Annotated in this window: 13 protein-coding genes; 6 read left to right on the plus strand and 7 right to left on the minus strand. The window is 67.0% G+C overall.

Features of this window, described 5'->3' with window-relative positions; translation table 11 throughout:
- Positions 1 to 178: 178 nt before the first annotated feature.
- The gene (locus H7A87_RS11795) at positions 179 to 1,564 is read right to left on the minus strand and encodes a glutamine synthetase family protein (RefSeq protein ID WP_119128627.1); all 1,386 of its coding nucleotides are present in this window, start codon (positions 1,562 to 1,564) and stop codon (positions 179 to 181) included.
- A 6-nt stretch (positions 1,565 to 1,570) separates the two neighbouring features.
- On the minus strand, positions 1,571 to 2,326 hold the full coding sequence (locus tag H7A87_RS11800; RefSeq protein ID WP_119128626.1) for a gamma-glutamyl-gamma-aminobutyrate hydrolase family protein: 756 nt from the start codon (positions 2,324 to 2,326) through the stop codon (positions 1,571 to 1,573).
- A 288-nt stretch (positions 2,327 to 2,614) separates the two neighbouring features.
- Here H7A87_RS11800 and H7A87_RS11805 point away from each other — a divergent pair, with 288 nt between their 5' ends.
- The 3 genes from H7A87_RS11805 (at position 2,615) to H7A87_RS11815 (ending at position 6,705) form a co-directional block, all read left to right on the plus strand.
- Positions 2,615 to 3,994, plus strand: coding sequence for a glutamine synthetase family protein (locus H7A87_RS11805; protein WP_119128625.1), 1,380 nt, complete (start codon positions 2,615 to 2,617; stop codon positions 3,992 to 3,994).
- A complete protein-coding gene (locus tag H7A87_RS11810; RefSeq protein ID WP_119128624.1) occupies positions 3,994 to 5,310 on the plus strand; it encodes an FAD-binding oxidoreductase in 1,317 nt (438 codons plus the stop codon). The genes H7A87_RS11805 and H7A87_RS11810 overlap by 1 nt, the downstream gene beginning before the upstream one ends.
- A gap of 96 nt (positions 5,311 to 5,406) precedes the next feature.
- Complete coding sequence (locus H7A87_RS11815) at positions 5,407 to 6,705, plus strand: diguanylate cyclase (protein WP_047125193.1); 1,299 nt, start codon at positions 5,407 to 5,409, stop codon at positions 6,703 to 6,705.
- Positions 6,706 to 6,732: 27 nt separating this feature from the next.
- Here H7A87_RS11815 and H7A87_RS11820 read toward each other — a convergent pair whose 3' ends face one another.
- The 5 genes from H7A87_RS11820 to H7A87_RS11840 all read right to left on the minus strand — a co-directional run bounded on the left by H7A87_RS11820 (position 6,733) and on the right by H7A87_RS11840 (position 14,183).
- Positions 6,733 to 8,037: an MFS transporter gene (locus tag H7A87_RS11820; RefSeq protein ID WP_119128623.1), complete on the minus strand. Its 1,305-nt coding sequence runs from the start codon at positions 8,035 to 8,037 to the stop codon at positions 6,733 to 6,735.
- A 1,001-nt stretch (positions 8,038 to 9,038) separates the two neighbouring features.
- Positions 9,039 to 9,317 (minus strand): hypothetical protein, encoded by a 279-nt coding sequence (locus H7A87_RS11825; protein WP_166762180.1) that lies wholly within the window; start codon positions 9,315 to 9,317, stop codon positions 9,039 to 9,041.
- Positions 9,307 to 11,655, minus strand: a complete 2,349-nt coding sequence (locus H7A87_RS11830) for an FdhF/YdeP family oxidoreductase (protein ID WP_119128621.1) — start codon at positions 11,653 to 11,655, stop codon at positions 9,307 to 9,309. The genes H7A87_RS11825 and H7A87_RS11830 overlap by 11 nt, the downstream gene beginning before the upstream one ends.
- The gene (gene fdhD, locus H7A87_RS11835; protein ID WP_119128620.1) at positions 11,652 to 12,497 is read right to left on the minus strand and encodes a formate dehydrogenase accessory sulfurtransferase FdhD; all 846 of its coding nucleotides are present in this window, start codon (positions 12,495 to 12,497) and stop codon (positions 11,652 to 11,654) included. Before fdhD ends, H7A87_RS11830 begins: the two co-directional genes overlap by 4 nt.
- A gap of 6 nt (positions 12,498 to 12,503) precedes the next feature.
- A complete protein-coding gene (locus tag H7A87_RS11840) occupies positions 12,504 to 14,183 on the minus strand; it encodes an OFA family MFS transporter (RefSeq protein ID WP_104647911.1) in 1,680 nt (559 codons plus the stop codon).
- 406 nt (positions 14,184 to 14,589) lie between these two features.
- Between H7A87_RS11840 and H7A87_RS11845 the strand changes: the two genes are divergently transcribed.
- From H7A87_RS11845 to H7A87_RS11855, 3 genes are all read left to right on the plus strand, one after another.
- Positions 14,590 to 15,942 (plus strand): aspartate aminotransferase family protein, encoded by a 1,353-nt coding sequence (locus H7A87_RS11845; RefSeq protein WP_119128619.1) that lies wholly within the window; start codon positions 14,590 to 14,592, stop codon positions 15,940 to 15,942.
- A gap of 111 nt (positions 15,943 to 16,053) precedes the next feature.
- On the plus strand, positions 16,054 to 16,911 hold the full coding sequence (locus H7A87_RS11850; RefSeq protein WP_119128618.1) for a plasmid replication/partition related protein: 858 nt from the start codon (positions 16,054 to 16,056) through the stop codon (positions 16,909 to 16,911).
- A gap of 377 nt (positions 16,912 to 17,288) precedes the next feature.
- Positions 17,289 to 18,593 carry a DUF445 family protein gene (locus H7A87_RS11855; RefSeq protein WP_119128617.1) on the plus strand — a complete coding sequence of 435 codons (1,305 nt, stop codon included), beginning with the start codon at positions 17,289 to 17,291 and terminating at the stop codon, positions 18,591 to 18,593.
- Positions 18,594 to 18,744: the final 151 nt, after the last annotated feature.

Here is an 18,744-nt window from a genome sequence, read left to right on the forward strand (position 1 = left end):
CGCCAGTGGCGCGAATGCAGTGGCGTCATAAAAAGCAGCTGGCGCAGAACGCGTCGGACGCTAGCAGTGCACGTGGGTTCGAGCCATTGCCAGACGACCTCCCCTCATCCGCCCTTCGGGCACCTTCTCCCGGTGGGAGAAGGGAACGGTGCGGCACGCTGCGCGACGCGCATACGCCTTACACATTCAACAACAGGAACTCGCGCTCCCACGAACTGATCACCCGGAAGAAGGTCTCGTATTCCTTCCGTTTCACCGAGATATAGGCGCGCACGAAGCGCTGCCCCAGCATGTCCTGCAAGGCCTCGCAGCCCTCCAGTCCGTCCAGTGCCTCGCCCAGCGAGCGTGGCAGATCGTAGCCCTGCTCCTTGCCGTTGCTGCTGATCGGCGCAGTCGGCTCGAGCTTCTCGCGGATGCCGAGCAACCCGCAGGCCAGGGTCGCCGCCATTGCCAGATACGGATTGGCGTCGGAGCCGGCAAAGCGGCTTTCCACCCGCATGTTCTGTGGTGCATCGATCGGCACGCGCAGCCCGCAGGTGCGATTGTCGAAGCCCCACAGCACATTGCTCGGCGAGACCTCGCCGAACATCAGCCGCCGGTAGGAATTGACGTTGGGCGCCAGCAGCCCCATCGCCATCGGAATGTACTTCTGCAGGCCACCCAGATAATGCGCGAAGGTGTCGCTGAAGCCGCCCTCGCGTTTGCCGCTGAACACGTTCTTGCCGGTGCCGGCATGCAGCAGGTTCTGGTGGATGTGCATCGCACTGCCCGGCTCGGTCTCCATCGGCTTGGCCAGGAACGTCGCATAGACGCCATGCCGCAGCGCGGCCTCGCGCATGGTGCGCTTGAACAGGAACACCTGGTCCGCGCGCGAGAGCGCATCGGCATGGGTGAAGTTGACCTCCAGCTGCGCGGCGCCGGATTCGTGGATCAGCGTATCCACGTCCAGCTCCATCGCATCGCAGTAGTCGTACATCAGGTCCAGGATCGGGTCGAACTCGTTGACCGCATCGATCGAATACGACTGCCGCGCCGTCTCCGGACGCCCCGAGCGCCCGGCCGGCGGCAACAACGGGAAATCCGGATCGGTGTTCTTCTGCACCAGGAAGAATTCCAGCTCCGGCGCCACCACCGGTTGCAGCCTGGCTTCGGCATACGCCTCCAGCACGCGCCGCAGCACATTGCGCGGGGCAAGCTCATGCGGCTGCCCATCCTTGGTGTAGCAATCGTGGATGACCTGCGCGGTAGGATCGGCCGCCCACGGCACCATGCGCACGGTGGACGCGTCCGGGCGCAGATGCATGTCCGAATCCGATGGCGAGGTCAGCGCGTAATAATCGTCCGGGAAATCGCCGGTGACGGTGGTGGCGAAGATGCCTTCCGGCAGGCGGGTGCCGTAGTCGTGCGAGAACTTGTCGGCCGGAATGATCTTGCCGCGTGCATTGCCGGTGATGTCCGGCACCAGGCACTCGACCTCGGTGATGTGGCGCTCCTTGAGCCAGCGGCGCAGGGCGCTTTCGGGCTGTTTGGGCGTGGACGTGCGCGAACGTGTGCGGATGGACATGCAACCTCACTGACCGCGTCGGGCGGCATATTGGCGACAGGCCTCGCCGAAGGCCTGAAAGATGGCACGGTAGAACGGATGCTGTGTGACACGCCACTCCGGATGCCACTGCACCGCGAGCAAAAAGCCCGGCCCGGGGCCGCGAAAGGCTTCGATCAGGCCATCCGGCGCGGTCGCCTCGATCAGCAGGCCGTCGGCCAGCCGCGCAATGCCCTGCCCGTGCAGCGAGTTCACCGCCACCTGCGCGCTGTCGCTGATGCCGGCCAGCAGGCCGCCGGCCTGCAGCTGCACCGGATGCGCCGGGCCGTACTGCGCGTCCAGTGGCGCGGTACGGTCTTCGCGGTGATCGGCCAGACCGGGCACCTCATGCACGCGCTGATGCAGGCGCCCGCCCATCGCTACGTTGACCTCCTGCAGCCCGCGGCAGATCGCCAGCACCGGCAGGCCGCGCGCAAGTGCCTGCGGAATCAGCCCGAGGCTGGCGGCATCGCGCGCCGGATCATGCGGATTGCCCTCCCAGCTCGGCTCGTCGCTGTAGTGATGCGGCTCCACATTGCTCACCGCGCCGGTCAGCAACAGGCCATCCAGGCGATCCAGCCAGACCCCCGCATCCAGCGCCGGCTGCAGGCTCGGCAACAGCACCGGCATTGCGCCGGCCGCGTCCACCACCGCGCGGATGTATTTTTCGCCGGTGGCCAGAAACGGATGCGGCCCTTGCTGGATGCGATCGGTCGGCAACCCGACCAGGGGAACGACAGCCATGCTGGATATTCCGGTTGTACGCGGCAGGGAAACGGGTGCGCTCACCGTCAGGCAGGCGCTGGCAATGTGCTGGCCACAGGGTGGCGCGTGTTTGCAATCGTGCGTGGCATTGCATGCGTCCGATCGCGACGCAACGTCAGCGTGTCTTCGCCACGGGTTGAGGGTCTGTCGTGGATGCCTGCGAACTTACCGCGCAGCCAGCGGCATTGCCAGGGTCGGCACGCGCACGATTGCGAAAGATCACGTGCGCTTTGCTAGTCTGGGCAGCGACCCTGCAGGTGGTGCCCCATGGTTTCCGAGAACTCCGTCGCGTGCTTGCCCGCCACCGATGCCGCCACGCTGGCGCGGATCGATGGCTGCGAGGCGGTCGACCTGCTGTTGCCCGACACCAATGGCGTGCTGCGTGGCAAACGCGTGACAGCCGAGGTCCTGGGCAAGATCTATCGCGACGGGGTGTGCCTGCCGATGTCGCTGATCGCCACCGACATCACCGGCAATACCGTCGAGGAAACCGGGCTGGGCTATGCCATCGGCGATGCCGATCGCATCTGCCGGCCCATTGCAGGCTCGCTGCGCCCGGTGCCGTGGGCACCGCGGCCGATGGCACAGCTGCTGCTGGCGATGCATCAGCCGGACGGCAGCGTGTTCGAGGTTGCACCGCGTGCGGTCCTGCAGCGCGTGCTGCACGGCTTCGCCGCCTTCGGCCTGACACCGGTGATTGCAGTGGAACTGGAGTTCTACCTGTTCGATGCGGTGCCCGATGCACAAGGGCGTCCGCAAACACCGCGCGACCCGCAGACCGGTGCGCGCAGCGACAGTACCCAGGTGTATTCGCTGCAGGACCTGGACGACCAGCGCACGTTCACCGACGCGGTCACCGCCGCCTGCCGGCAGCAAGGCATCCCGGCCGACACCGCCGTGGCCGAGTACGCGCCCGGCCAGTTCGAAATCAACCTGCAGCATCGCGCCGATGCGGTGGCCGCCTGCGACGAGGCACTCCTGCTCAAGCGCACCATCAAGGCGATTGCGCAGCAGCAGGGCAAGCTTGCGAGCTTCATGGCCAAGCCGTTTCCCGGCCAGGCCGGCAGCGGCCTGCACCTGCATGTGAGCCTGCTCGATGCCGACGGGCACAACGTGTTTGCCGGCAACGTCGATGTGCCCGCCGACCGCCTGCGCCATGCCATCGCCGGCCTGCAGCGGCATGCCGATGCCTCGCTGCTGATGTTCGCACCGCACGCCAACAGTTACCGCAGGTTCGTCAGCAACGCCTTCGTGCCACTGGATGCAAGCTGGGGCTTCAACAACCGCACCGTGGCGCTGCGCATCCCGCACAGCGATGCACGCAACACCCGCATCGAACACCGCATCGCTGGTGCCGATGCCAACCCGTACCTGGCCGCCGCCGCCGTGCTTGCCGCCATGCTGGACGGCCTGCAACACCCCGGCGAACCCACCGCGCCAGTCACCGGCAATGCCTATGCGCAAGCGGTGTTCCGGCCGCGCACCTGGCAGGGCGCAGTGGATGCATTCGGCGCCAGCGACTTCGTCGGCGCGCAGTTCGGCAGCCAGTTCCAGCATGTATTTGGCCAGCAGAAACAGCGCGAGCTGCTCGACTACCAGGCGCTGGTGCCGGATCTGGACTACGCCCGGTATCTGCGAATCGTCTGATGGACGGCCCGGGCACGCCCCTGCCGCCTGCCGATCCGCCGGGCAATGGCTATCCCGACAGCTGGTACGCGCGCAGCACGCCGCCCTTGCCGGAACAACCGCGCCTGCAGGGCGCCGCACGTGCCGATGTCTGCATCCTCGGCGCCGGCTACACCGGCCTCACCGCCGCGCTCGCCCTGGCCGAGGCCGGCTACTCCGTCATCGTGCTGGAAGCCAGGCGCATCGGCTGGGGCGCCTCCGGGCGCAACGGCGGCCAGGCCATCGTCGGCTACGGCTGCGAGCAGGAAACCCTGGAAGCGCTGGTCGGCGATGCCGACGCGCGGCTGCTGTTCGACTTCTCGCGCGACGGCATGCACCTGCTGCGCGCGCGCATCGCGCGTCATGCCATCGCCTGCGACTGGCGCGACGGTCACGCCCATGTGCCGCTGAAACCGCGCCAGGTGCAGGCCCTGCAGCACGGCATCGTGCGGATGGCCGAGCGCTATGACTACCCGCTGGAATGGTGGGACCGCGCGCGTACCCGGCAGGTGCTCGACAGCCCGCTCTACCTGGGCGCGATGTTCGACCCGGCCAGCGGCCATCTGCATCCGCTGGCCTACGCACTGGGCCTGGCACGCGCAGCGCTGGCGGCCGGCGTGCGCATCCACGAGGCCTCGGCGGTGTCCCGCCTGGAACATGGCGCGCGCGTGACGATGCAGACCGACCAGGGCAGCGTCAGCGCCGACTTCGGCGTGATCGCCGGAAACGCCCTGCTGCAGGGCATGTCCACAACGCTGGAACGCCACATCATGCCGGTCGGCACCTATGTCGGCGCGACGCCGCCGCTGGGCGCAGCCCGCGCGCGCGCGCTGATCGCCAACGACATGGCGGTCGCCGACACCAACTGGGCACTGGATTATTACCGGCTCAGCGCCGACCACCGGCTGCTGTTCGGCGGACGCGCCAGCTACTCATCGCGCCCGCCCCCCGGGCTGGATCGCTTGATGACCCGGCGCATGCACACGGTCTTCCCGCAACTGCACGACGTGCCGCTGGAAACGCTGTGGGGCGGCTACGTGGACATCTCGCGCAATCGCGCCCCGCACTGGGGACGGCTGGGGTCCAACGTGTATTTCGCCCAGGGATTCTCCGGGCATGGCGTCGCCGCCACCGGGCTGGCCGGCCAGGTCATCGCCGAAGCCATCGCCGGCCAGAGCCGACGGCTGGACGTGTTCGCGCGCATCCCGCATCGGCCTTTTCCCGGTGGACGCCTGCTGCGTACCCCGCTGCTGGTGGCCGCGATGAGCTGGTACCGGCTGCGCGATGCATTGTGGTGAGAGGGGCGCGGTCTTGGGCACTTTGAGACGCGGCGCTCAAGTTTTGGCGAACCGGGCCGTTAGCCGGTAGGACGGTTCGATCCGCACGGCCAGCCGATGTCCCCAGGTACCCTACATCGCAATAGCGAAAGCGCAGTCCTGCCGCAACGCGTGTTGCTGGTGGAGAACTCGCGCACCTTCACCAGCATGCTGCGCGAAGCCATCGAGCAACGTGTGGAACTGCCGGTCACGGTCGTGTCGACCCTGGCGGAAGCGGCCCGCGTACTGGACGAAGAAGACGGTTGGTTTCTGGTTCTGACCGGTCTGGTGCTGGTGGACGGCGACCGCGACAAGGTCGTGGAATTTTTCCTTTCGCGCAAACTGCCCACCGTGGTGGTCAGCGGCGTCTATGACGAGGACCTGCGCCAGCGCGTGCTGCAGCAGCAGATCATCGATTACGTGCTCAAGAACGCGCCCGGCAGCATCGAGTATCTGGCCTGGCTGGTGCAGCGTCTGGAACGCAACCGCCGCATCGCGGCGCTGGTGGTGGACGATTCCCTGTCTGCACGGACCTATGCAGCCGCGTTGTTGTCCATGTACGGCTACCGCGTGGTGCTGGCGGCCGACGGCGCGGCCGGCCTGCAGGCGATCGAGCGCGATCCCGGTATCCGCCTGACCATCGTCGACCAGGAAATGCCCGGTATGGAAGGGGTGGAATTCACCCGCCGGCTGCGCGCGATCCGTTCGCGCGACAAGGTCGCGGTGATCGGCATCTCCGGCAACAGCGATTCGTCGCTGATCCCGCGCTTCCTGAAAAATGGCGCCAACGACTTCCTGCGCAAGCCGTTTTCGCGCGAAGAATTCTTCTGCCGCGTATCGCAGAATGTGGACCAGTTGGAACTGATCGGCACGCTGCAGGACCTGGCCACCCGCGACTTCCTCACCGGCCTGCCCAACCGGCGCTATTTCCTGGAACAGAGCCAGCGGGTGATCCCCACCCTGCTGTCGCAGGAGCAGACGGTCACCGCGGCGATGCTGGACATCGACCACTTCAAGCACATCAACGACACCTGGGGCCACGAAGCCGGCGACCAGGCGCTGCGGGCGGTGGCCGCATCGGTCTCCAGCCATGCGCGGCCGCAGGATCTGGTGGCACGTTTCGGCGGCGAGGAATTCTGCCTGCTGGTGCCGGGGCTGGATGCCGCCAACGCCACCAGTTACTTCGAAACCCTGCGCGAGCGCATCAGCGCGCTGCGCGTGCGGATCGGCAATGAAACCCTCAGCATGACGGTGAGCATCGGCGTGTGCATCGCCACCGAAGACGGCCAGTCGCTGCACCACCTGCTGGGCGAAGCGGACAAATACCTGTACCTGGCCAAGGCCGGCGGCCGTAACCAGGTGCGCCTGGCCAGCTGAGACGCGTCGGCTCCGCTGCCGCGCTGGCTAGGTCGAAATCGCCGATGCCGAACGGCGCCGCATCGTACGTGCGGCCATCAACGCCACCAGGCTCACGACCGCAGCGCCGCCCAGATACTGCCCCACCGCCTGCACGCCAAAGCGTGCGGCCAGTTGCGTGGCCACGTACGGCGCCGGCGCCGCACCGAGAATGCTGGCCAGGTTGAACGACAGCGAGGCACCGGTGTAGCGCACCTCGGTGGGATACAGCTCGGCCAGCAACGTGCCGCAGGGGCCGTAGGTCAGGCCCATGAAGAAGAAGCCCAGCCCCAGAAATGCCAGTACCTGCAGCGGGTGATTGGCCTGGAACAGCGGCGCGAATGCCAACCCGAACGCGATGATCGCAACACTGGCCAGCATCATCGCCAGCGGCGCACCATGCCGGTCGCCAAACCTGGCCGAGAGCGGAATGCCGATCGCGAAAAACACGATGCCGGCCATCTGCAACAACAGGAATTGCTCCTTGTCGTAGCCCAGGGTCTTGGTGCCATAGCCCAGCGCGAAGACCGTCATCAGATAGAACAGCACGAAGGTGGCGAACGCGCCGAGCGTGCCGATGATCAGCGCCGACCAGTGCTGCGAGATCACCGTGCCCAAGGGCAGGCGCACACGGGTCTTGCGGTCCAGGGCCTTCTGGAAATCCGGCGTCTCGGTGATGCTCAGGCGTACCCACAAACCGGTCAGCACCAACAGCGCGCTGGCCAGGAACGGCACCCGCCAGCCCCATTGCATGAACTGCGCATCGTCGAGCACCGCGCCCATGCCGAGAAAGGTGCCGGTGGACAGCAGAAAGCCCAGTGGCGCACCCAACTGCGGAAACATGCCGTACCACACGCGCTTGCCCGGCGGTGCATTTTCGGTGGCAAGCAGCACGGCCCCGCCCCACTCGCCCCCCAGACCCAGGCCCTGGCCGAAGCGACACAAGGCCAGCAGCGCTGGGGCGAACACGCCGATCTGGGCGTAGCTGGGCAGCAAGCCGATCGCCACGGTGGACAAGCCCATCGTCAGCAGCGCCGCCACCAGGGTGGCCTTGCGCCCGATCCGGTCACCGAAGTGGCCGAACACCGCCGAGCCCACCGGCCGCGCGACGAAAGCCACTGCAAACGTCGCCAGCGACTGCAGCATCGCCGCGCTGCCATCGCCCGCCGGAAAGAACAGGGTGGGAAACACCAGCACCGCGGCGGTGGCGTAGATATAGAAATCGAAAAACTCGATCGTGGTGCCGATCAGGCTGGCGAACAGCACGCGCGCAGGCGAATTGATGGGAGCAGCGAGCGGCGCGGCAGCAGTCATCGTTGATCGGCTTCCAGACAAGACAGGACAGCCGATTCTGGCAGATTGCAGCAAGGGTTTGCGCAGGTCCACCGGTGGGTAAAAAGTTACAGACGTGACCTCCGGCCCAGGTGGGCCATGTCAGCCTCAGTTCTGGCAGTGACCGACAGAGCGCGGCGCGTTCTCTTCACCGAGGATTGATCGCGCCGAAAATGCGTCGGTTGCAGAGCGGCGGGTCTGCGACTTGGCTGTAGAGCTCTTGTCTGCCCGCCACAGCAGGACACGCCGCAAGTCCGCTCTGGGTACATCGCTAACTCCCGAAATTCCGGTCATTTAAGGGTGGTCGTCAGACAATGCGGATAGATCACCGACAGAGCGGTTGGTCAGCTATTTGGCTGCAAGGCCCTTGCCGGCCCACCATCGCGGGACACGCCGCAAGTACGTCCATGTAGGCTCCGGCGCGGCATCCATGCCGCTCAGGGTCCCGCGACGGTGGGCCGGCAAGGACCAGTCGAGATGGTCGGTACGTCACGTAGAGCAGTGCTGGGTGCGCCTTGTTCGATCGTGAAGCATCGCCTCCACGTCTGATGCGCACCGTACGACAGACAGCTCTTCAAACGAGCGCCGACCAACTGTCTGGTGCGGTGTCCTCGCCGGTTGCGGGACCGTGTGGCGGCATGGATGCCGCCACCGAGCCCCCCGGGGATGGGTTCACGGCGTGTCCCGCAAGCGGTGAGGGCGCCGCGCGCTCGACGCTGCGAGTGTGCTGCAGGGCCCTTGCCCGCCCACCATCGCAGGACACGCCGCAAGTACGTCCGTGTAGGCTCTTACGCGGCATCCATGCCGCGTAAGGTCCCGCGACGGTGAGCGGGCAAGGACCTGTCGAGACACTCGGTGTGTTTGGCTGCAAGCAAAGCATGGCCTGCGTTGTTCGGATCAGGTTGCGTCTGATCAAGCTTCCCTTGCAGGTGAAGAGGCTTCAGTCTCCCGCTTTCCTCAGCCGGGAAGTACCAGCAAGTTGCTCAGTCGCCGTGCGGCGCCTGTGCCATTGCACGCTGCGCATGCGCAGCGCGCCCGGCATCCGTCAGCACCGCGAATTGGCGCTCGCCGCGCGCTTCCACCTGGATCCAGCCCGGACCGGGGTGACCGTCCAGGCTGGCGCTGCCCAACCACGCCAGGGTGCGCAGCAGGACGCTCATGCGCACGCCCAGCTGCTTGCACAACCGGGCCAGCGACACGCCCTCCGGCGTGTCGGCCAACGCAACAAGCAACTGCGCGGTGAGCTGTGGATCAGCGGACAAGCACCGCTCCGATGTCGCGCGGCGCCGCATCGGCGGTTTCTGCGCGGTGCGGCAGCACGATGACCGGAATTGACTTGGAGGTGGGCGTACGCGCTTCGTCGGCGAAGCTGGACAGCGGCACCAATGCGTTGGTTTCCGGGTAGTACGCTGCCAGGCAGCCGCGCGGGATGTCGTAGTCCACCAGCAGGAAGCGGCGTGCCTCACGATGCACACCGTCCTCGCACAGGCTCTCCAGGTCCACCCAATCGCCGGCCTTCATGTTCAATGCCGCGATGTCCGCACCATTGATGAAAAGCACGCGGCGCTCGCCAAACACGCCGCGGTAGCGGTCGTCCAGCCCATAGATGGTGGTGTTGTATTGATCGTGCGAGCGCGTGGTGGCCAGCGTAAACACGATCTGCCCGGTGTGGCTGCGGCGTGCGCGGTGGATCGGGTTGTCGGTCGGCACCGCGTGTGGCTTGAACACCGCGCGCTTCTCGGGCGTCACCCACTGGCGATCACGCGCGGTGTTGGACAGACGGAAACCGCCCGGCACGCGCACGCGCTGGTTGAAGTCGGCAAAATCCGGGAAGACCTGTGCGATCAGATCGCGTACGCGGTCGTAGTCGCCCACCAGCCAGCGCCAGCGGATCGCGCTGCGCGCGCCCAGCGTTGCCTCGGCCAGGCGTGCCACGATCGCCGGCTCGGACAGCAGGTCCGGCGAGGCCGGCGGGTTGATGCCGGCCGACAGGTGCACCATGCTCATCGAATCCTCCACCGTCACGCCTTGCGGGCCGGCGTCCTGGATGTCGATTTCGGTACGGCCCAGGCATGGCAGGATCAGCGCATCGCGCCCGTGCACCAGGTGGCTGCGATTGAGCTTGGTGGTCACATGCACGGTGAGTTCGCAGTTGCGCAGCGCGCGGTGCGTGGCGTCGGTATCCGGCGTGGCCGCGGCAAAGTTGCCGCCCATCGCGAAGAACACCTTGCCGCGCCCGTCCAGCATCGCTTCGATCGCACCAACGGTGTCGAACCCGTCTTCGCGCGGCGGCGCAAACCCGAACAGCGTCTGCAGCTTGTCCAAGAAGGCGGCCGGCGGTTTCTCGTAGATCATCATCGTGCGGTCGCCCTGCACGTTGCTGTGCCCGCGCACCGGGCACACGCCCGCGCCCGGCCGGCCCAGATGGCCGCGCAGCAACAGCAGGTTGGTGATCATGTGGATGGTGGCCACCGAATGCTTGTGCTGGGTGATGCCCATGCCCCAGCAGGCAATCACGCGCTCGGCATTGAGATAGAGCTCGCCGGCCTTGCGCAGCGCGGCCTCGTCCAGCCCGGACTCTTCGATGATGGTGTCCCAGGATTCGCCATGCACCTCGGCCGCGAAGGCCTCGAAATTGGCGGTGTGGGCGTGGATGAATTCCAGATCCAGCAAGCGCGGCGTGCCGTCGCGCTGGGCCTGGGCGTCGCGCTCCAGCACATGCTTGATGATGCCCTTGACCGCGGCCAGGTCGCCGCCGATCTTGAGCTGGAAATAATCCGAGGCGATGCGGGTGGAGCCGTTGTGCAGCATCTCCAGCTTGTCCTGCGGGTCGGCGAACTTTTCCAGCCCGCGCTCGCGCAACGGATTGAATGCCGCGATCGCCGCGCCGCGCTTGGAGGCCTGGCGCAACTCGCCGAGCATGCGCGGGTGATTGGTGCCCGGGTTCTGGCCGAAGATGAAGATCGCATCGGCCAGTTCGAAGTCGTGCAGCGACACCGTGCCCTTGCCCACGCCGATCTGCGAACGCAGCGCAGTGCCGGACGGCTCGTGGCACATGTTCGAGCAGTCCGGGAAGTTGTTGGTGCCGAACTCGCGCACGAACAACTGATACAGGAAGGCCGCCTCGTTGCTGGTGCGCCCGGAGGTGTAGAAGATCGCCTCGTCCGGCGATGCCAGCCCGTTGAGGTGCCCGGCAATCTGCGCAAACGCCGCGTCCCAGCTCACCGGCACGTAGTGATCGGTGGCGGCGTCGTAACGCATCGGCTGGGTCAGCCGGCCCTGCCCTTCCAGCCAGTAGTCGCTGTACTGCGACAACAGGCTGACGCTGTGCGAGGCAAACAGCTCCGGCCCGGCGCGGCGCGCGGTGGATTCGGCGGCAACGGCCTTGGCGCCGTTCTCGCAGAACTCGAAGGTGGAGGTGTGGTCACGGTCGGGCCAGGCACAGCCGGGGCAGTCGAAACCGTCCGGCTGGTTGGCATGCAGCAGCGTCTTGGCGCCCTGCACCGCGATGTCCTGTTCCATCAGGTGCTTGGCCACCGAGCGCAGTGCGCCCCAGCCGCCAGCGGGATTGTCGTATTGCTGGATGGTCTTCTTGCTCATGCGGGCTCTCCCACGGCGACGCCCAAGTCCAGGCGCTGCGGATGGCTGTAAACGACACAATCGTGATCGCGGGCAAACCCGATCAGGGTCAGTCCCGCACTGTCGGCCAGGCTGATCGCCAGCGCGGTCGGCGCCGAAATCGCTGCGAGCAGCGGGATCCGGGCATGCGCGGCTTTCATGGCCATTTCGTAACTGGCGCGGCTGGTCACCACCGCAAACCCATGCGATGCATCCACGCGCGCGCGCGCCAGGGCACCGATCAACTTGTCGAGCGCGTTATGCCGGCCGACATCCTCGCGCACGTAACGCACCACCCCCTGCGCATCGGCCCAGCCGGCGGCATGCACCGCGCCGGTCTGCGCGGCGATCGGCTGCTGCGCATGCAGCGCATCCAGTGCACGCGCCAGGGTCTGCACATCGATCTGCAGCGCGGACTGCAGCACCGGCGGCACACGCAACACCGCTTCGATCGATTCGTTGCCGCATACCCCGCAACCGCTGCGCCCGTCCAGGTTGCGCCGCCGCTGATCCAGCGCGGCGGCACGCCCGGGCGGAATCTCGATCTGCAGCGAGGCGCCCTCCAGGAACGTCTCCACCGCCGTCACCCGCAGGTCCTGCGGGTGCTCGACGATGCCTTCGCTCAGCGAGAACCCGAGTGCGAAATCCTCCAGGTCCTCCGGCGTGGCCATCATCACCGCGAACGGCACACCGTTGTAGTGGAAGGCGACCGGCATTTCGGCCGCCACCATGTCCTGCACCGTGGCGTTGCGGCCGCCGCGGTGGCGGACGACCGTGCGCACCACACTGCCGGCGCGCACGGAACGGGAAGACGGAGTGGTCATCTCATCTCAATGAAACAGCACGAAGGCTTTCTGTAGCGTGACCCAGATGCCCCAGCACATCGGCACGCCGACGGCCAGCCAGGCCAGCGCGACCAGCGCGGGATTGCCGCCGTGCCCGATGCGCGCCATCTGCTCCGGCGGCAGGATCGCCTTGCCGCTGCCGTCCACCTTCTCGTGCGCCAGCTGCTTCTCGCGCGCCAGTTCGTCGGGCGTCATGAAGTGACGCGCGGCCACCGGACGCACCAACAGGTTGCAGATCAGACCGAGCACCAACATGCCGGCCAGGATGTACATGGTGGTGTTGTAGACCTGTGACGGCGGGCTGCCGTGGGCCAGCTGGTACTCACGCATGTAGCCGACGACCACCGGGCCGAGAATGCCGGCGGTGGCCCAGGCGGTCAGCAGGCGGCCGTGGATGGCGCCCACCATCTGGGTGCCGAACAGGTCGGCCAGATACGCCGGGATGGTGGCAAAACCGCCGCCGTACATCGACAGGATGATGCAGAAGATGCCCACGAACAGCGCGATGCCGCCCACGCTGCCGGCCGACGGCGCCGCCGCATACAGGCAGATGCCCAGCACGAAGAACAGCGTGTAGGTGTTCTTGCGGCCGAGCTTGTCGGACATGCTGGCCCAGAAGAAGCGGCCGCCGATGTTGAACAGGCTGAGCAGGCCGGTGAAGCCGGCCGCGATGGCCGCGATGCTGGCCAGCTGCGCCGTATCCAGGCTGCCGAAGCCGGCATCCACCCCGATCAGGCGGCCGCCGAACACTTCCTGCAGCATCGGCGAGGACATGCCGATCACGCCGATACCGGCCGACACGTTCAGGCACAGCACGCCCCACAGCAGCCAGAACTGCGGAATGCCCCAGACCTTGCTCACATGCACGTGGTTGGCGGTGATCATGGCGTTGTTGCTGGCCACCGGCGCGGTCCAGCCGGCCGGGGTCCAGCCGCTCGGCGGCACGCGGTAACCGAACGCGCCGGCCATCATGAAGACGAAGTACAGCGCCGCCATCACCAGGAAGGTTTCCATCACGCCCACCGAGGTCGGCGTGGCGAAGTGGCGCATCAGCGCATCGGCCAGGGGGCTGCCGATCATCGCGCCGCCACCGAAGCCCATGATCGCCATGCCGGTCGCCATGCCGCGGCGGTCCGGGAACCATTTGATCAAGGTCGACACCGGCGAGATGTAGCCCAGGCCCAGACCGATACCGCCGATCACGCCCGAGCCCAGCCACAGCATCCAGATCTGGTGGAAGTGGATGCCGGCCGCCGATATCACCAGCCCGCCGCACCAGCACAGCGCCGAGACCACACCGGCCTTGCGCGGGCCGGCACGTTCCAGCCAGCCGCCCCAGACCGCCGCCGAGCAGCCCAGCAGCACGAAGAACAACGTGTACATCCATTGCAGTTCGCTGATCTTCCAGTCACAGGTGGTGGCGACCATGCGCGCGAACAGGCCCATGTCGGCCGGGCACGCGATCGCTTCGGTGATGCCCAGCGCCTTGGACAGCGGCAGCCAGAACACGCTGAAGCCGTAGGCCATGCCGATACACAGATGGATCGCCAGTGCAGCCGGCGGTACCAACCAACGATTGAACCCCGGACGCGCGACGATGCGCTCCTTGGACAGCAGGCCGGCGTCTGCGCCGTTGGCGCTCGCCACGGTGGACCCTTGTGTCATTCCCGTTCCCCTAAAAAGTACGATGAAGTGTCCGGGGCGCCTGACACAACGCCTGCACGCAGGCGGTGTCAGTGGCCGCGAAAACGATTGATGGCTGCGATCGATTGACGTGTTGCGATAAGGGCAGCGGCGACTACCAGGCCCAACTGGCACTCGTCTGGCGCATCATCGGCGATCGTTGAATCTTTGCAATGCTTCGGCGCGCCCCGCAGCCGCTCAAACACCCGTCCTGGCCCGCGCCACAAGGCGTTCCCAGAGCTTAGCGGCAGACGCTGCGACTAATTGACTAGTCCGTGCGGATCGGCGCATGCGGGTCCGGAAATCGTGGTCGCCGTCGCGCTCTGCGGGGTGACGGCCGACGCGCGGTGGCCGTAGAGTCGGACGCTCCCCAGCGACGGAGCCCGCCATGCACGACCACCCTCCGCGCGACGACGCGCATGCGTCGCAGGCAGCGGCGCAGCTGGACGCGTTCTGGATGCCGTTCACCGCCAACCGCCAGTTCAAGGCGCGCCCGCGCCTGCTGGCCTCCGCTGCCGGCATGTACTACCGCGATGTCGATGGGCGCCAGATCCTGGACGGCACTGCCGGGCTGTGGTGCTGCAATGCCGGCCATGCACGCGAGCGCATCGTGGCGGCGATCCGCGCGCAGGCCGGCACGCTGGATTTCGCGCCGACCTTCCAGATGGGCTCACCGCTGCCGTTCGTGCTGGCACAGCGGCTGGCCGCGATCGCCCCGCCCGGCCTGGGCCATGTGTTCTTCACCAACTCCGGCTCGGAGGCGGTCGACAGCGCGATGAAGATCGTGCTCGCCTACCACCGCCTGCGCGGCGAGGGCCAGCGCACCCGCTTCATCGGCCGCGAGAAGGCCTACCACGGGGTCGGCTTCGGCGGTATGTCGATCGGCGGGCTGCCCAACAACCGTAAATGGTTCGGCCCCCTGCTGGCCGGCACCGACCATCTGCGGCACACGCTGGATCTGCAACGCAATGCCTACACGCGCGGGCTGCCGGCGCACGGCGCCGAACTGGCCGACGATCTGGAACGCCTGATCACCCTGCATGACGCCTCCACCATTGCGGCGGTCTTCGTCGAACCGGTGTCCGGCTCGGCCGGGGTGATCCTGCCGCCGGAAGGCTATCTGCAGCGGCTGCGCGCCATCTGCGACCGCCACGGCATCGTGCTGGTGTTCGACGAGGTCATCACCGGCTTCGGCCGGGTCGGCGAGGCGTTTGCGGCGCAACGCTTCGGCGTCACCCCGGACCTGATCACCGCCGCCAAGGGGCTGACCAGCGGCAGCGTGCCGATGGGCGCGGTGCTGGTGGCCGATGCGATCTTTGACGCCTTCATGCACGGCCCGCAGAACGCGATCGAGCTCTTCCACGGCTACACCTATTCCGGCCATCCGCTGGCCTGCGCCGCGGCGATCGCCACGCTGGACACCTACGCCGAGGAGAACCTGTTCGACCGCGCGATCACGCTGGGCCGGCAATGGGAAGATGCGCTGCACGGCCTGCGCGGGCTGCCGCACGTCATCGACATCCGCAACATCGGCCTGATCGGCGCGGTCGAGCTGGCCCCGCGCGACGGCGCGCCGGGCGCACGCGGCTATGAGGTCTTCGAGCGCTGCTTCCATGACGGCGGCCTGCTGGTGCGCGTCACCGGCGATGTCATCGCGCTGTCGCCGCCGCTGATCGTCACCCCCGAGCAGATCGGGCAGATGGTCGAAACGCTGGGGAAGATCCTGCGCAGCACTGCCTGACGGCGACGGCACGGGCGCCCGCGTGTACCGTCCGCGCGCAGCCCGGTCAAGCGCGCAAAGCCGGGGCAGGCTCACTACAATGCCGGCCCCGCACTTCCCCGCAGTTGCCGCATGAACATCGTTGTCAAAGAAGAACTTAAGGCCTACATCGACCCGTTGACGCCCGACGAGCACGAGGCGCTGGAGCGCAGCCTGCTGGCCGAGGGCTGCCGCGATGCACTGGTGCTGTGGGGCGATGTGCTGGTGGATGGCCACAACCGCTACGGCATCTGCCAGAAGCACGGCCTGCCGTTCCAGACCGTGCAGAACCCGCGCTTCCAGTCGATGCAGGACGTGCACCTGTGGATGATCGAGCAGCACCTGGGCCGGCGCAGCGTGTCGGACTTCCAGCGTGGCGTGCTGGCGCTGCGCAAGCGCGAGATCCTGGCCGCGCGCCAGCGCAGCCAGCGCGATGCCGACGCCGCGGCGGAAGCGCCGGTGGTCACCGACGATGACCAGCCCGCCGCCGGCATCGAACACGGCACCGTCCAGGCCGCCGCCGACAGCGACAGCCCGCCGTGGGAAGAGACCTCCACCCCGGTCAGCCGCGCCGAGCTGGCGCGCGAGGCCCGCCTGAGCAACAACCAGGTGGTGATGATCGAGCGCATCCACAAACAGGCCGCCCCGGAAGTGGTGCAGGCGGTCAAGGCCGGCGAGATTTCGATCAGCGCCGCCGCTGCCGTGGCCACCCTGTCCGAGGACGAGCAACGCGCCGCCGCGCAGGCCGGCAAAGCCGAGCTCAAACAGGCGGCCAAGCGCGTGCGCGACGCCAAGCGCAAACCCAGGCCCGACGAGGCCGAAGGCGGCGAAGCCGAACGCCGCGATGTGAAAGCCCTGCAACGCCGCGTGACCGAACTGGAAAACGAAAACGCCGCGCTGCAGGCCAAGGTGACCGCGCTGCAATCACAGCTGGAGCGCCTGCGCGGCTGAATACCAGGCGGTGCATCACCGTAGGAGCGCACCCGGGCGCGACACGGCTTTCCCGGTAACCCCATCGCGCTCAGGCGCGCTCCTACAAAACGATCGGCCGCTGCGCGAATGGCGACCACGATCGCTGCAACCACCCGTAGGAGCGCACCCGGGCGCGACCGGGCTGTCCTGGTAACGCCATCGCGCTCAGGCGCGCTCCTACAAAACGATCGGCCGCTGCGCGAATGGCGAACGCGATCGCTGCAACCACCCGTAGGAGCGCACCCGGGCGCGACCGGGCTGTATCGGTAACGCCATCGCGCTCAGGCGCGCTCCTACCGAACCCATGACGCGCGCCGTGGACATGCCCTGCTCCGGCGACTGGGTACACTTCGGACATGGAACCCAGTCTCAGCACTCCCCGTCCCGTCGATCCCCGTCGTGCCCAGCTGCAGCGCATGAAGCTGTTGGCAGTGGCCCTGCTGCTGGCCTTGTTCGCCGGCTTCGTCGTCAGCCACCTGATGGGCGAACAAGGCGTCTGGGCCTGGGTCTCGGCCTTCTGCGAAGCGGCCACGGTCGGCGCATTGGCCGACTGGTTCGCGGTGGTGGCCTTGTTCCGCCGCCCGATGGGCCTGCCGATCCCGCATACCGCCATCCTGCCGCGCGGCAAGGACCGTCTGGCCGATGGCCTGGCGGTGTTCGTGCGCGACCAGTTCCTCGCCCCGGATGCGCTGATGGACAAACTGCGCGTGTTCGACCCGGCCAGCCGCCTCGGCGAATGGCTGGCCAAACCCGAGCAGGCGCGCATGCTCGCGCAGATGGCGCGCAGCTGGATGCTGCAGGCGCTGGAGCTGCTGGACGAGGCCGCGGTGCGCCGCGCGATCCAACGCTTCGTGGTCGACCGTCTGCGCAAGTGGAATGCTGCCGCCACCGTCGGCGATATCATGGCGCTGCTCACCACCGATGGCCGGCACCAGAAATTGCTGGACGAGGTGCTGCTGCGCCTGGGCGAGTGGCTGGACCAGGAGCAGGTCAAGACGCGCGCCTCGGCGTTGATCGTGCGCTACGCGCGGCGCGAGTGGCCCAAGCTGGTCGGCACGGTGAACTGGGTCAAGCCGATCGAAGAGATCGGCGACAGCCTGGCCGACCGCATGGCGCGTGCGGCGATCGAGGAGTTGCAGGACATCCTCAAGACGCCCGAGCATCCAATCAGGCTCGACTATGAAGCGTGGCTGCAACGCTACATCGCGCGCCTGCGCGACGAGCCGGCAATGGCCGAGCGCGTGGAAGAACTCAAGCGGCGCGCGATCGAACATCCGGCCCTGCAGGACTACGTGCAAGGGCTGTGGGGCGAGATCCGCGATGCGCTGCGCAACGACCTGGCGCGTGAGGAATCATCGATGGCCGCGCACATGGAGCGTTCCATGCAATCGCTCGGCCAGGCATTGTCGCAGGATCCCTCGCTGCGTGAAGCGCTCAACCAGCACATGTTGCAGGCAGCCGACAAACTCACCACGCGCTTGCGCGCATCGGTGACCGAGCATATTGCGTCCACGGTGAAAAGTTGGGACGAACGTCACCTCGTCGAACAATTGGAATTGGGTGTCGGACGCGATCTGCAATACATTCGGTTCAATGGAACGCTGGTGGGCGGACTGATCGGTCTTGCCCTTCACGCATTATCGATCTGGCTGGCGTTCTGATGCATTGGCAATGACGTTGATCGCCCACCGGAAGCACGTGCAGACACGGGGAAGACCGCACGCATTCTGATGATCGTCAGGCGCCACCACGAAGCCGACCTCACTGTCGGTCAGCACACCGGGCACGCAACAGGCAAGGCAAAGGGACACA

The sequence above is a fragment of the Xanthomonas sp. CPBF 426 genome (assembly GCF_903989465.1).
GTDB classification, from domain to species: Bacteria; Pseudomonadota; Gammaproteobacteria; order Xanthomonadales; family Xanthomonadaceae; genus Xanthomonas; species Xanthomonas euroxanthea.

What these genes read in the sequence shown, in the direction of transcription:
- H7A87_RS11795 (WP_119128627.1), bottom strand. Translation starts at nt 1,564, where the DNA reads ATGTCCATCCGCACACGTTCGCGCACGTCCACGCCCAAACAGCCCGAA.
- H7A87_RS11800 (WP_119128626.1), bottom strand. Translation starts at nt 2,326, where the DNA reads ATGGCTGTCGTTCCCCTGGTCGGGTTGCCGACCGATCGCATCCAGCAA.
- H7A87_RS11805 (WP_119128625.1), top strand. Translation starts at nt 2,615, where the DNA reads ATGGTTTCCGAGAACTCCGTCGCGTGCTTGCCCGCCACCGATGCCGCC.
- H7A87_RS11810 (WP_119128624.1), top strand. Translation starts at nt 3,994, where the DNA reads ATGGACGGCCCGGGCACGCCCCTGCCGCCTGCCGATCCGCCGGGCAAT.
- H7A87_RS11815 (WP_047125193.1), top strand. Translation starts at nt 5,407, where the DNA reads ATGTCCCCAGGTACCCTACATCGCAATAGCGAAAGCGCAGTCCTGCCG.
- H7A87_RS11820 (WP_119128623.1), bottom strand. Translation starts at nt 8,037, where the DNA reads ATGACTGCTGCCGCGCCGCTCGCTGCTCCCATCAATTCGCCTGCGCGC.
- H7A87_RS11830 (WP_119128621.1), bottom strand. Translation starts at nt 11,655, where the DNA reads ATGAGCAAGAAGACCATCCAGCAATACGACAATCCCGCTGGCGGCTGG.
- fdhD (WP_119128620.1), bottom strand. Translation starts at nt 12,497, where the DNA reads ATGACCACTCCGTCTTCCCGTTCCGTGCGCGCCGGCAGTGTGGTGCGC.
- H7A87_RS11840 (WP_104647911.1), bottom strand. Translation starts at nt 14,183, where the DNA reads ATGACACAAGGGTCCACCGTGGCGAGCGCCAACGGCGCAGACGCCGGC.
- H7A87_RS11845 (WP_119128619.1), top strand. Translation starts at nt 14,590, where the DNA reads ATGCACGACCACCCTCCGCGCGACGACGCGCATGCGTCGCAGGCAGCG.
- H7A87_RS11850 (WP_119128618.1), top strand. Translation starts at nt 16,054, where the DNA reads ATGAACATCGTTGTCAAAGAAGAACTTAAGGCCTACATCGACCCGTTG.
- H7A87_RS11855 (WP_119128617.1), top strand. Translation starts at nt 17,289, where the DNA reads ATGGAACCCAGTCTCAGCACTCCCCGTCCCGTCGATCCCCGTCGTGCC.